Source organism: Acinetobacter sp. YH12208 (assembly GCF_013418055.1).
In the GTDB taxonomy this organism is placed as follows: Bacteria; Pseudomonadota; Gammaproteobacteria; order Pseudomonadales; family Moraxellaceae; genus Acinetobacter; species Acinetobacter pseudolwoffii.
Genome location: NZ_VPCT01000001.1, coordinates 468,011 through 480,504 on the forward strand (window position 1 = coordinate 468,011; position 12,494 = coordinate 480,504).

Below are 12,494 nucleotides of genomic sequence, written 5' to 3' on the forward strand. Positions count from 1 at the left end.
AAATTGAAGTAGATGTTCAAACTTATAACGATAAATTCCCATATTTGTATGACTATTACCAATAATTTCTTGAAAATAAAGAAAATTATGAAAAACTAGCTAAAAATTACCTTATTGCAAAATAAGAAAACCCCGCACTCAGCGGGGTTTTTACTTAATCAAATGAATGGTTAAGCATTTTCACGAGCAATCGCACGGTAACCAATATCTTTACGGTATTGAACACCATCAAAAGTCACTTTTTGACAAAGCTCGAGCGCTTTTGCTTGCGCTTCACCAATGGTATTACCGAGTGCAGTCACACAAAGTACACGACCACCAGCCGTTACGATGTCACCATTCTCAAGTGCTTTCGTACCTGCATGGAATACTTTCGCATCTGCCATTTCTGTGTCTAAACCAGAAATTACATCACCATTGCTAGAAGTTTCTGGGTAGCCTTTAGATGCAAGTACGATACCTACAGTTTTACGTTCATCCCATTCAGCTTCCGCAGGTAAGTTACCCGCAATACCAGCTTCAACCAAATCAACTAAAGATGATTTTAAACGCATCATAATTGGTTGAGTTTCAGGGTCGCCAAAACGGCAGTTGAACTCGATCACTTTTGGTTGACCTTGTTCATCAATCATCAAGCCTGCGTATAAGAAACCTGTATAAACGTGACCGTCTTTTTTCATACCTTCAACGGTAGGACGCATCACTTCATTCATGGTTTTTTCAAATACATCTGCAGTCACAACAGGTGCAGGAGAATAAGCACCCATACCGCCAGTGTTTGGACCTTGGTCGCCTTCAAAGATACGTTTGTGATCTTGTGAAGTCGCCATAGGTAAGATGTTGTCGCCATCAATCATGCAAATGAAAGATGCTTCTTCGCCTGCAAGGAATTCTTCAATTACAACGCGAGAACCTGCATCGCCAAATTTGTTGCCTGCAAGCATGTCATCGATCGCATCAAATGCTTCTTGATTGGTCATGGCAACGATCACGCCTTTGCCCGCAGCAAGACCGTCGGCCTTAATGACGATCGGCGCACCATTTTTTTCAACAAATGCTTTCGCAGCATCTACTTCTGTAAATACATCGTAGAACGCAGTTGGAATGTTGTGGCGTTTTAAGAAATGTTTCGCGAAAGCTTTAGAGCCTTCAAGCTGCGCAGCAAATTGAGTTGGACCCCAAATTTTTACACCCGCCTCACGGCAAGCATCAACGACACCGTTTACCAATGGAGCTTCTGGGCCGACAATGACAAGCTCAACTGCATTGTTTTTTGCGAAATCGATAATCGCAGCATTGTCTAAAATGCTTAAATTTACGTTTTCACATTTATTTTCAGTGGCTGTACCTGCGTTGCCCGGAGCAACAAAGACTTTTGCAACTTTATCGTCTTGTGCGATTTTCCATGCCAATGCATGTTCACGACCGCCATTACCCAAAACTAAAATATTCATCTAAAAATCCCTCAAAAGAATAGAATCCCACCTTGCGAAGCCATGCTTCTCACCCTGTAAAAAAGAAGGGCTTCACGAATAAAAATGTCCCTTTATTTGTGAAAAGTCCCCCTTTTTACAAAGGGGGATTTAGGGGGATTAATAAATACGACTTTGAATCAATTAGTGACGGAAATGACGCATGCCAGTGAACACCATCGCAATACCTGCTTCGTCAGCAGCCGCAATGGTTTCTTCGTCACGCATAGAACCACCCGGCTGGATAATACATTTGATACCCGCTTTAGCGGCGTTATCAATACCATCACGGAATGGGAAGAATGCGTCAGACGCCATGACTGCACCCTCAACCACCAAGCCAGCATGTTCAGCTTTAATTGCAGCAATACGAGCAGAGTTCACACGGCTCATTTGACCTGCGCCAACACCAATCGTTTGACGGTTTTTCGCATAAACAATCGCATTAGATTTCACGTATTTTGCGACTTTCCAGGCAAAGATCATGTCATCAATTTCTTGTTCAGTCGGAGCACGCTTGGTCACCACTTTAAGATCAGCTTTAGTAATCATGCCCAAGTCTTGATCTTGTACTAACAAGCCGCCATTCACGCGTTTGTAATCAAGTTGCGATTGACGCGCATCGATTGCTGGAAGTTCACCGCAAACTAAAACACGTACGTTTTTCTTCGCACCAGTCACTTCAAGTACGCCATCAGCAATACTTGGTGCAATGATCACTTCAACGAATTGACGCTCAACAATCGCTTGAGCCGTTGCAACGTCTAATTCACGGTTGAATGCAATGATGCCGCCAAATGCAGATTCGGGATCTGTTGCATACGCAAGGTCATAAGCCGCTTGAATGCCGTCTAAAGACACTGCAACGCCACATGGGTTTGCGTGCTTAACGATTACACAAGCAGGTTTCGCAAAAGATTTAACACATTCAAGCGCAGCGTCTGTGTCTGCAATGTTGTTATAAGAGAGTTCTTTACCTTGTAGCTGTTTCGCAGTTGAAACTGAGGCTTCTGTCGCTGTGTCTTCAACGTAGAACGCAGCAGACTGGTGCGGGTTTTCACCGTAACGAAGATCTTGGACTTTGTTCAATTGTGTATTGAAGGTACGTGCAAACTTGTCCGCTTCACCTTCTTGTTTGCCTACGCGAGCGCCTAAGTAAGATGCGATCATGCCGTCATATTGTGCAGTATGTTCAAATGCTTTTACTGCAAGGTCGAAACGAGTCGCATGCGATAAAGCACCTTCAGCTTTAAGCTCAGCTACAACAGTGGCATAGTCAGAAGCATTCACCACGATGCCTACAGATGCATGGTTTTTTGCCGCAGCGCGAACCATGGTAGGGCCACCGATGTCGATGTTTTCAATCGCATCAGCCAGTGAACAGTTTGGTTTTGCTACAGTTGCAGCAAATGGATAGAGGTTTACAACGACTAAATCAATAGCATCAATGTTGTGTTCAGCCATCACAGCTTCGTCTAGACCACGACGAGCCAGAATACCACCATGAATTTTAGGATGTAGCGTTTTTACACGGCCGTCCATCATCTCTGGGAAACCAGTATGCTCTGAAACTTCTACTACAGCGACACTATTGTCTTTCAACAATTTGTAGGTACCACCTGTAGATAAAATTTCTACCCCTAGAGCAGCAAGTTCTTGTGCAAATTCAACAATACCAGTCTTGTCAGACACAGAGATTAAAGCGCGTTTAATAGTCATGATCTTCGTCACAGTTTTCAAGGAACAGAATAAAACAAAATCAGCAATTTACAGGTTAAAAAAAATGCCTGCGGAAGCCGCAAGCATTTTATCATTTATTCACTCATTAAACCGTGAGCTTTTAACTTTTTACGTAAAGTACCACGGTTGAGTCCGAGAATCTCGGCAGCACGTGTTTGGTTACCACGTGTATATTCTAGAACTACAGATAGAAGAGGTTTCTCCATTTCTGCTAGCACCATGTCGTATACCTGAGATGGTTGCTCGCCCTGCAGTTGTGCAAAATAGTGGCGAACTGCGCGATCTACGTGGATACGTAAAGCAACATCAGATTGTGCAGTAAAAATAGGAGATTTGCTATTCATGCGAATTAATCCGAAAAACAAATATCGCTTGGGTAAAGCGATATAAAAAGTGGTCTAAAATTGAAATGAACTCCGCTTTAGATCCTAAAACTGGAGTTCTAAAACTTAATCATTGCATTGAGCCAATAGCTTGACACATCTCAACGTTTTGGTCGAAAAATAAGCGTAACAATAGTTAAAGTTTTGTTACTGACCAAAATCAAAACAAAAAAATCTGCACGATACGCAATAAATTTTATAGCGCATTAGGCAAGACTGTATTTGTTGTGAAAAAGTAGCGAGGAGTTGCAGCACATAGCTTTCGTGGCGCGTATCATACCATTGTCTAAGCAAAAGTGAGCAAGAAAACTGCATTTTTTTTAACTTTTTTTAACTTTTTAATGCTTTCTATTCAGATTAAGGGCGAATTATTTCCAAACTATAGCGATCAAAGCTTTTACGATCGACAGGAAGCTCAAATTTGAATTTGAATGGACTGTTTTTCGGGATACGTTCAATATTGACCAGACTTTCAATCAGGTACTCTTTGGCAGACAGGTTATAGGTCGCAACAACTTCACCGCGCTGTTCCAGATTGATTCTTAAAATCGGTAAAGCCAGGCTGCGGTCATGGAAGTTGATCAGCTCACCGCTAAATTCAGTTTTCTTGTGACTGGTTGCCTTGATCTTGACTTTATTGACCTGAATCAGCGTGTAGTATTTTTCCAGATTGGAACAATTAAACACCTCGCATATATTGTTAAAGGCCAGACTCATGATATGACTATTTTTGATGTATTGCGGATTAAACCAGAAAAACTGGAACAGCAATATGCCAAATAGCATCAGGTTCAAGATGCTCCAGCCAATATAGTACATTGGCCCGCGGTATATCTGTTTTTCTGCCTGATCTTCCCAGTTCATGCTCGGCAGTACCGAGATAGGTTCGGTACTGAAATAGTTCAGATTGTTTAAATAGGTTTCCAGATCGATATTTGAATGTTCAACTTTCTGATCGAAAATATATAAAAGACTGTGCGTATTTTGCTGTTGATCGCGACCATATGCAAGTGGGTTATATCGAGAATAGGTTTGATCCTGAGACGCTGAGGTGGTGACCGAGTTTTGGGCTTCGGCCACCAGATGCGATAAGGCATTAAATGAAGTGGTACATTTGGGACAGCAAACCATACCCTGCGCAATGGTGAGTTGAGCAACTGTGACCTTGTAAGTGGTGGAACAGGTAGGGCAATGGGTTCGTTTGTCACTCATAAACTATTTGTAGACTCATTCATTCTTATGGCGTTTACCCGAGATACGGCACCAGTGCTCGTCTCGTTTTTCTACGTCTAATATATCAAAATAATTTGAGTAAATGCTAGTAACATCAGCAACTTGCTCTTCGATAACTCCTGCAAGTGCGAACTGTCCCTCAGATTTAATTAAAGTTGCGAACTCAGGAGCCAGCATCATTAGTGGCGCAGCCAAAATATTGGCAACAAATACGTCAGCTTTGCTAGTGCCGAGTTCATCTCTAAATTCTTCTGGCAGGCCGACATAAAGTTTGTCCAGTACACCATTCAGTTCAGCGTTTTGCTGGGTGGCCAGAACTGCTTGTGGGTCAATATCAGTGGCATATGCTTTTTTAGCACCTAAGAGCAGGGCAGCTACCGCGAGAATGCCTGAACCACAGCCATAATCGATGACGATTTTGTCTTTAACGTCAATTTTGCCGAGCCATTGTAAGCACAAGAATGTAGAGGCGTGGTTCCCTGTACCGAATGCCAGACCCGGATCAAGCTTGATATTGACTGCATCGGCTTCAGGTGCTTGCATCCATTCCGGTACAATCCAGTATTTTTCAGCAATCTGGATTGGCTCATACGCATCCATCCAGGTGCGTTCCCAAGCCTGATCTTCAATGAATTCGTGCTTGATCGGCGCTTCTGGCATTTGCGCACCAATAAAGGTTTCTAGTGCAGCAACGTCAATTTCTTCGCCTTCTTCCTGTGCATAAATACCAGTCACAATCACTTTATTCCATAGTGGTGTTTCGCCTGGAAGTGGTTCCAGCAAATCCTGGTTTTCAGCATCATCCAGGGTCACACTCACTGCGCCTAGTGAGCTGAGTAATGTCTCAGTATAATCGACCTGAGCTTGTTCAACCGTAATATGAATTTGTAACCACTTCACAGAAATAACCTTTATACATTTTTCAAAAAGCTATTGTAACGGAAGTTCAGACACAACGCTGCTATCTTCTTGATGCATACCCAAAATAAAAAAGGATGCCGAAGCACCCTATATAAGGCTCTATAAAGACTTATGAAACCTTAGAGAGAAGAGGTGTTCTGTCTAATGGTGCAAAGCGGTTAAGCAGCAGACCAAAAATGGCAGCAAAAATATACATGAAGATTGAATAAACTGCGGCAGGCATGGCCACAGCAGTGCTGGACATCACGGTCAGGGCAATAGTCATGGCTAATGTGCTGTTGTGAATGCCGATTTCAAAGGCACTGGCCCGTGCCTGAGCGGTATCTATATTCATTAAGCGGGGGACAAAATAGCCGATGGTCAGGCTGAAAATACAGAACAATGCCGTGGCGACACCGACCTGAGTCAGATATTCGGCAATATTGGTGCGTTCACTATAGATGGCCCCGACAATAATCAGAATCAAGAATATGACTGCAAAAATGCGCAGCGGTCTATTCAGTTTTTCAGTCAGGCGTGGTGCATGATGTCGAATCAGCATACCAATCGCGACAGGAATAATAATGATGCCAAACACCTGAAGAATTTTGCCAAGCTGGAGCGTGATCTGCTGGCTGTCCTGCATGAAATGCATAATCGAAAAATTAACGATCAACGGTAAAGTTAAGGCTGCAATCACTGAATTAATTGCAGTCAGGGTGATGTTGAGTGCCAGATCACCTTTGAAAAGATAGCTAAACAGATTGGCCGTACTGCCGCCGGGTGAGGCGGCTAACAGCATCAGACCCACGGCAAGAAGTGGGGGTAGGGCCAAAACTTTACACAGGATAAATGCAATACCGACCAATAAGACCAGTTGACAAAATAATGCGACTAAAACAGCTTTAGGATGTTGGGTGACCCGGGCGAAATCTTTGAGGGTAAGTTCGAGACCTAAACCCACCATAATAATTGCGAGCGCAAGCGGCAGTAAAATCGTAATAATGCCAGAATCCATCTGTCATGCTCCTTGTTAAAAATTATTTTAATACTTTTGCTTTTCTTGGGAAAAGCATACAGCTTTATCGCAGACTCAGCCAAATAAATTACAAATCCGATAAACGATTTTTATGGCGATAAGCGATATATTGGCGACTCATCATCACCCCGAAAATAGTCGCAAAACTATACATGACAATGGTGTAAATGCCGGCCGGAATCGCCATGGTGACATTGCCTAAGACCGAAATCGCAATGGTGATCGCAATCGCCGTATTATGAATGCCGATTTCAAAGGTACAGGCCCGTGCCATTTTTTCTGGAATACCCATCAGTAGCGGAATGCAATAACCAATAAACAGGCTGGAAAAACATAAAATCACAGTGGCTAAACCAATACTGGAAAAATATTCAAAGAGATTAAAACGATCTCTAAAAACGGCAAATATCAAGAGTATGCTTAAAAAACTAATTGAAACGAAGCGCATCGATTTGCTGACGGTAATGGATAAGCGTGGAAATTTGGCTCGAAGCAGCATCCCGATGATCACGGGGATCAGGGTAATTAAAAACACCTGTATCATTTTTTCAACTGGAAATGTCACAGTCGAGTCGTGACTCATAAAATATTGTAATGACAGATTGATAATAAAGGGTAGGGTGAAAATAGAAATGATGGTATTGATGGCAGTCAGGGTGATATTCAGCGCGACGTCGCCTTTATACAGATAGCTAAACAGGTTGGCGGTTGGGCCTCCTGGTGAAGCGGCCAGAAGCATTAAACCTACTGCGAGTAAAGGAGCTAAGTCTAGAATCAGGCAAATAAAGAAAGCAATACTGGTCAACAGCACGAGCTGTGTAAATAGGGCAATAAAAATGACTTTAGGATAGCGGCTTAAGCGCAGGAAATCCTTGATTTTTAATTCGAGTCCCAGCCCCATCATCATGATTGCCAAGGTAATAGGCAAAAAAAAGTTAAAAAACCCCGAATCCATGAAAAACCCTTTTTATTATTGATTTTTAGATAGATTTTAAGTGTAGCCTAGCTGAATAAATAAGCAATATAAAACGGGCAAAATGTATTCACTTTGCCCGTCAAAGCTTTTACTTGAAATGTAAGCTATTTAGAGCTATGACGGCTTACATTCCTGGCTGAGTTTGCATTTGCGCATCAGGCGGAGTCTGCTGGTCATTCATTGGTTGCTGCATTTGCGGCTGACTCATTTGTGGTTGCATTGGCTGACTGTGCATTTGGGATTGTCCCTGAGGGCGTGGCGGCATAAAGCCTAAAGCACATTTACCTTTGACTTCGGTTCCATTAATGGTGGCAGTGGTCGCGCTACTATTGCCACTACAGGTACTCATGAGTTCAGCTTCATCACCTTTGATTGAAGCATTTTTTGATGAAGCGAAAAACTGTGGCTCACAGGTTCCATTCCAGATAATGCCTCGATGAGCAAAACTGACTTGAGCACCTTGGGTTTTGCCTTTACAAACCTGTTGATACTTTTGCGCATTATAAGTGGTTTCGACCTTATCATTTGCTGAGGCTACAAATGGCGCAAAACATAAACCACACAGAACAGTTGAGAGAAAAATATTCTTATTCATCAGTTATACCTTTGTTTGTAATGTAAGCAGTATATAGCTTAAAAAATACTCAAAATTAAACAGTGTAAATCGAGTAATTTTCTGAACTTATATGTTTAATTTATATAGTCCCTCTGCAAAGTTAAATTACAGTGCTTGATTCTTGTACAGGATGATTCATTTTTTATCTCAGGATAAATTCGACTGAATCTGTCTACTTTAGAATGAAATTTGCTATAATACTCAGCTATCCTTTTTTATCTCTCAATTACCACTATGCATTATCCTAAAGTATACGATGTCATTGTTATCGGTGGCGGTCACGCCGGTACAGAAGCAGCTCTGGCTGCAGCGCGTATGGGTCGACAGACTTTACTCTTAACTCATAACATTGAGACTTTAGGGCAGATGAGCTGTAACCCGGCCATCGGTGGTATTGGTAAATCGCACTTGGTGCGTGAAATTGATGCCTTGGGCGGTGCAATGGCGCTGGCTGCCGACAAAGGCGGTATTCAGTTCCGTATTTTGAACTCGCGTAAAGGTGCAGCAGTTCGTGCAACACGTGCGCAGGCAGACCGTGTCCGTTTTAAAGCGGCAATTCGTGAAACCTTAGAGAATCAGGCGAACTTGGATATTTTCCAGCAAGCGGCTGATGACCTGATTGTCGAAGGCGATACCGTCAAAGGTGTGGTTACCCAAATGGGCATTCGTTTTGATGCCAAAACTGTGGTGTTGACTGCGGGTACATTCTTGGGTGGCGTAATTCACGTTGGTCTGGAAAAATCCAGTGGTGGTCGTGCCGGTGATCCGCCGTCGATTTCATTGGCAGCACGTTTGCGCGAATTGAATTTACCTGTGGGGCGTTTAAAAACCGGTACACCACCGCGTATCGATGCACGTTCGGTCGACTTTTCTGTAATGACACCGCAGCCGGGTGATTTCCCATCTCCAACCATGTCGTTTATGGGCGATGCGTCTATGCATCCGGAACAGGTGAACTGCTATATCACCCATACCAATGAACGTACGCATGAGATTATTCGCGGTGGTCTAGATCGATCACCAATGTATACCGGTAAAATTGAAGGTGTGGGGCCGCGTTATTGCCCATCAATTGAAGATAAGATTCACCGTTTTGCCGATAAAGACTCGCATCAAGTATTCTTGGAACCGGAAGGTCTGGATACGCACGAGCTTTATCCAAATGGTATTTCAACTTCATTGCCATTTGATGTGCAGTTTGAGTTGGTTCGCTCAATCCGTGGTATGGAAAATGCGCATATTTTGCGTCCAGGCTACGCCATTGAATACGACTATTTCAACCCGCAAGCGTTGAAATTTACCCTTGAAACCAAAGCGATTAATAACCTGTATTTTGCTGGTCAAATTAATGGAACCACTGGTTATGAAGAAGCAGGTGCACAAGGTTTGCTGGCAGGTTTAAATGCTGCACGTCGTGCCTGGGATCAAGAGCAGTGGACACCAAAACGCGATGAAGCCTATATGGGTGTATTGGTAGATGACCTGATTACGTTAGGCACCAAAGAACCGTACCGTATGTTTACCTCACGTGCTGAATATCGTTTGATGTTACGTGAAGACAATGCTGACCAGCGTTTAACTGCGATCGGTCGTGAATTGGGTCTGGTCGATGATGCACGTTGGGCGGTTTACTGCGAAAAAATGGAAGCAGTTGAAAAAGAAACCGGTCGTTTGCAGCATCTTTGGGCGGCTCCAAACAATCCGATGGGCAAGAAATTCGTTGAGATGACTGGCGCAGATTTATCTAAAGAATGTTCAGCGATCGATCTTTTGAAACGTCCAAATATTTCATTTGCGCAAATTGCCGAGTTAACCGGTTCTGATGTATCTGCGCAGGTCGGTGATCAGATTGAAATCGCAGTGAAATATGCGGGTTATATCAACCGTCAGCATGAAGATGTGGCACAAATGAAACGTCTTGAAGAAACCCGTATTCCAGGCGACTTCGATTATGACATCGTGTCGGGGCTGTCGCGTGAAATCACGTTGAAACTGAAGGATGTACGTCCTGAAACATTGGCGCAAGCCAGCCGTATTCCGGGTGTGACGCCTGCGGCTGTTCAATTGGTGATGATTACGATTCGTAAGAATGCACAAACGAAAAAATCTGCTTAAGAATACAGTGTGAAAAAGCCCGCGCAATGCGGGCTTTTTATCGGCTGATATTTTTGTATAAGTCTCGGCTATCTTTCAATTATAAATAACTACTATTTAACTAAGTGACTTATTTATAAAGATAATAAAAATTATTAAGATGTAAAAAGTCTATAAATTTTAGCTTTTAGGTCTAATGGAAAGGGTATTAAGTAGAGTTGATGGACTTAAATCCGACTATTGTCGTGGTATTTCTCTGACCAGATTAGGATAAGAATAGGGGAAATAGGATCGTCAGGCTATCAAACGATTTATAGGTTATTGATGGAGATCAATCATGATGCAGCCTTATAGTGAAAAATTACGAAAAATATTGACGATTTTCTTGTGCTTTTGGGTGGCATTTTTTGAGGGTTTCGATCTTCAGGCTCCTGGAATTGCAGCAAAAGGAATTGCGGCAAGCTTTGCTTTAGATCAGGTTCAGATGGGCTATGTGTTTAGTCTGGGTGTCTTTGGAATGCTCTTTGGTGCATTCTTTGGCGGACGTATCGCGGATTATTTGGGACAAAAGAAAGTCCTGATGTTGTCTGTGGCTATTTTTGGTGTGTTCATGTCACTGACTGCAATTGCACCGAGCATCGAGGTTTTATATGCTGCGCGTTTCTTGACCGGTTTGGGTCTGGGTGCTGCAATGCCGACCATGATTTCCGTGGTTGGAGATGAAGCAACTGAAGCCAATCGCGGTAAGCTCAATAGCTTGATGTATTGTGGCCTGCCTGTTGGTGCTATTTTTGTCGCCGGTTTGGCTATGCTGCTTCCAGATATTCAATGGCAGACTTTATTTTTAATTGGTGGTTTAACGCCTTTAGCGCTTCTCCCTTTTATGGGCTTTATTCTTAAAGATCAACCTAAAGCAGCGGTAGCGCAAAAAAGATCTGGCGAAGCTGTACCGGGCATGGTCGAGGTTTTGTTCAAGCAGCAACAGTATAAAAATACAGTGCCGCTTTGGGTGGGTTTCTTTTTTACCTTGATGATCAACTATATTCTGATTAGCTGGTTGCCTAATCTGCTAATGGAACAAGGCTTGCAAAAACAGCAGGCATTTCTGGTGATGCTGGTGTTTCAGGTGGGTGCGGTGATAGGAACCTTGGGTTTGGGTTATTTGCTAGATCGTTTAAAATTGTGGCAAATGGCAACCCTTATTTACAGCGGCTTATTTGTTGCCTTGGTTTTGTTGTTCACCAGTACCTCGATTCCGCTATTAATTTTAGCCGGCGTGATGGGTGGGATCTTTTCTACAGGTGGTCAATCTATTCTGTATGGCATCTCACCGATTTTTTATTCAGGTGCAGGTAAAGTTACAGGCGTAGGCAGCGCCATTTCTTTAGGTCGTTTAGGTGCCATGACCGGTCCGTTATTAACCGGGAAAATTTTGGCATTAGGTTTGGGAACTACAGGTATCCTTATGGCAAGTTTACCTGCGGTGGTTGTATCAGCGGTAGCAGTCACGGCACTGTCACGTTATAAGGCAGCTCATAAATAAGCCAGTTTTCTATTTTTATTGCTATTAAAAAGGAATCTACGGATTCCTTTGTTATGGCTCATATTTTAATTGAGTAAAATCGGCAGATAAAATTTGCTAAAATAGATGGATAGCAAACAGACTGGTTTTTATATGCCTTACCAATTGATCGAACTCGATATTCAGGCCACCGATAATATTGCCTGTCCACATTGCCAGCAGAACATTATTGACTGGACTGAAGAACAATATGTACAGCCATGTGAACATACTTTATTTATTGCCATGGATATTGGCTTTGAATATATGACCGATGAATTTGAGCACAGTATGCCGCGTTCGGTAGATGATCTGCATGCCAATGACGATCAGGTGAATATGTTTGATGAAATTACCGCCAGTACTTATTCAGACTATCTGATCTTAAAGTCAGACTTGGGCGCAGCAGGTTATTCGCGTTATATCGGCTTAACTGTTTAACTCATCTCAGTATAAAAAAGCACCCGAAGGTGCTTTTAT

11 protein-coding genes are annotated in these 12,494 nt (G+C 42.8%); 3 read left to right on the plus strand and 8 right to left on the minus strand.

The window, feature by feature from the left end; genetic code table 11:
• Positions 1-170: 170 nt before the first annotated feature.
• The 8 genes from purD to FTU95_RS02230 all read right to left on the minus strand — a co-directional run bounded on the left by purD (position 171) and on the right by FTU95_RS02230 (position 8,338).
• The gene (gene purD / locus FTU95_RS02195; RefSeq protein WP_100357115.1) at positions 171-1,454 is read right to left on the minus strand and encodes a phosphoribosylamine--glycine ligase; all 1,284 of its coding nucleotides are present in this window, start codon (positions 1,452-1,454) and stop codon (positions 171-173) included.
• Between the two features lie 162 nt (positions 1,455-1,616).
• On the minus strand, positions 1,617-3,191 hold the full coding sequence (purH, locus tag FTU95_RS02200) for a bifunctional phosphoribosylaminoimidazolecarboxamide formyltransferase/IMP cyclohydrolase (protein ID WP_005096691.1): 1,575 nt from the start codon (positions 3,189-3,191) through the stop codon (positions 1,617-1,619).
• A 95-nt stretch (positions 3,192-3,286) separates the two neighbouring features.
• Positions 3,287-3,556, minus strand: coding sequence for a DNA-binding transcriptional regulator Fis (gene fis / locus FTU95_RS02205; protein ID WP_001086304.1), 270 nt, complete (start codon positions 3,554-3,556; stop codon positions 3,287-3,289).
• A 396-nt stretch (positions 3,557-3,952) separates the two neighbouring features.
• On the minus strand, positions 3,953-4,807 hold the full coding sequence (locus FTU95_RS02210; protein WP_180077403.1) for a DUF3426 domain-containing protein: 855 nt from the start codon (positions 4,805-4,807) through the stop codon (positions 3,953-3,955).
• Positions 4,808-4,822: 15 nt separating this feature from the next.
• Positions 4,823-5,728, minus strand: a complete 906-nt coding sequence (gene prmA, locus FTU95_RS02215) for a 50S ribosomal protein L11 methyltransferase (RefSeq protein ID WP_005096693.1) — start codon at positions 5,726-5,728, stop codon at positions 4,823-4,825.
• A gap of 130 nt (positions 5,729-5,858) precedes the next feature.
• Positions 5,859-6,746, minus strand: a complete 888-nt coding sequence (locus FTU95_RS02220) for a bile acid:sodium symporter family protein (RefSeq protein WP_005096694.1) — start codon at positions 6,744-6,746, stop codon at positions 5,859-5,861.
• Between the two features lie 88 nt (positions 6,747-6,834).
• Positions 6,835-7,722 (minus strand): bile acid:sodium symporter family protein, encoded by an 888-nt coding sequence (locus FTU95_RS02225; protein ID WP_005096695.1) that lies wholly within the window; start codon positions 7,720-7,722, stop codon positions 6,835-6,837.
• Between the two features lie 145 nt (positions 7,723-7,867).
• The gene (locus FTU95_RS02230) at positions 7,868-8,338 is read right to left on the minus strand and encodes a hypothetical protein (protein ID WP_180077404.1); all 471 of its coding nucleotides are present in this window, start codon (positions 8,336-8,338) and stop codon (positions 7,868-7,870) included.
• Between the two features lie 255 nt (positions 8,339-8,593).
• Here FTU95_RS02230 and mnmG point away from each other — a divergent pair, with 255 nt between their 5' ends.
• The 3 genes from mnmG to FTU95_RS02245 all read left to right on the plus strand — a co-directional run bounded on the left by mnmG (position 8,594) and on the right by FTU95_RS02245 (position 12,455).
• The gene (mnmG, locus tag FTU95_RS02235; protein ID WP_100328704.1) at positions 8,594-10,474 is read left to right on the plus strand and encodes a tRNA uridine-5-carboxymethylaminomethyl(34) synthesis enzyme MnmG; all 1,881 of its coding nucleotides are present in this window, start codon (positions 8,594-8,596) and stop codon (positions 10,472-10,474) included.
• Between the two features lie 316 nt (positions 10,475-10,790).
• Entirely contained in the window at positions 10,791-11,996 is a 1,206-nt protein-coding gene (gene mhpT / locus FTU95_RS02240; protein WP_180077406.1) for a 3-(3-hydroxy-phenyl)propionate transporter MhpT, read from the plus strand.
• A gap of 132 nt (positions 11,997-12,128) precedes the next feature.
• Entirely contained in the window at positions 12,129-12,455 is a 327-nt protein-coding gene (locus FTU95_RS02245; protein ID WP_035337926.1) for a hypothetical protein, read from the plus strand.
• Positions 12,456-12,494 lie beyond the last annotated feature (39 nt).

Coding starts and splice junctions, on each gene's coding strand:
- purD (WP_100357115.1), bottom strand. CDS start 1,454: ATGAATATTTTAGTTTTGGGTAATGGCGGTCGTGAACATGCATTGGCA.
- purH (WP_005096691.1), bottom strand. CDS start 3,191: ATGACTATTAAACGCGCTTTAATCTCTGTGTCTGACAAGACTGGTATT.
- mhpT (WP_180077406.1), top strand. CDS start 10,791: ATGATGCAGCCTTATAGTGAAAAATTACGAAAAATATTGACGATTTTC.
- FTU95_RS02225 (WP_005096695.1), bottom strand. CDS start 7,722: ATGGATTCGGGGTTTTTTAACTTTTTTTTGCCTATTACCTTGGCAATC.
- fis (WP_001086304.1), bottom strand. CDS start 3,556: ATGAATAGCAAATCTCCTATTTTTACTGCACAATCTGATGTTGCTTTA.
- FTU95_RS02230 (WP_180077404.1), bottom strand. CDS start 8,338: ATGAATAAGAATATTTTTCTCTCAACTGTTCTGTGTGGTTTATGTTTT.
- FTU95_RS02245 (WP_035337926.1), top strand. CDS start 12,129: ATGCCTTACCAATTGATCGAACTCGATATTCAGGCCACCGATAATATT.
- FTU95_RS02210 (WP_180077403.1), bottom strand. CDS start 4,807: ATGAGTGACAAACGAACCCATTGCCCTACCTGTTCCACCACTTACAAG.
- mnmG (WP_100328704.1), top strand. CDS start 8,594: ATGCATTATCCTAAAGTATACGATGTCATTGTTATCGGTGGCGGTCAC.
- FTU95_RS02220 (WP_005096694.1), bottom strand. CDS start 6,746: ATGGATTCTGGCATTATTACGATTTTACTGCCGCTTGCGCTCGCAATT.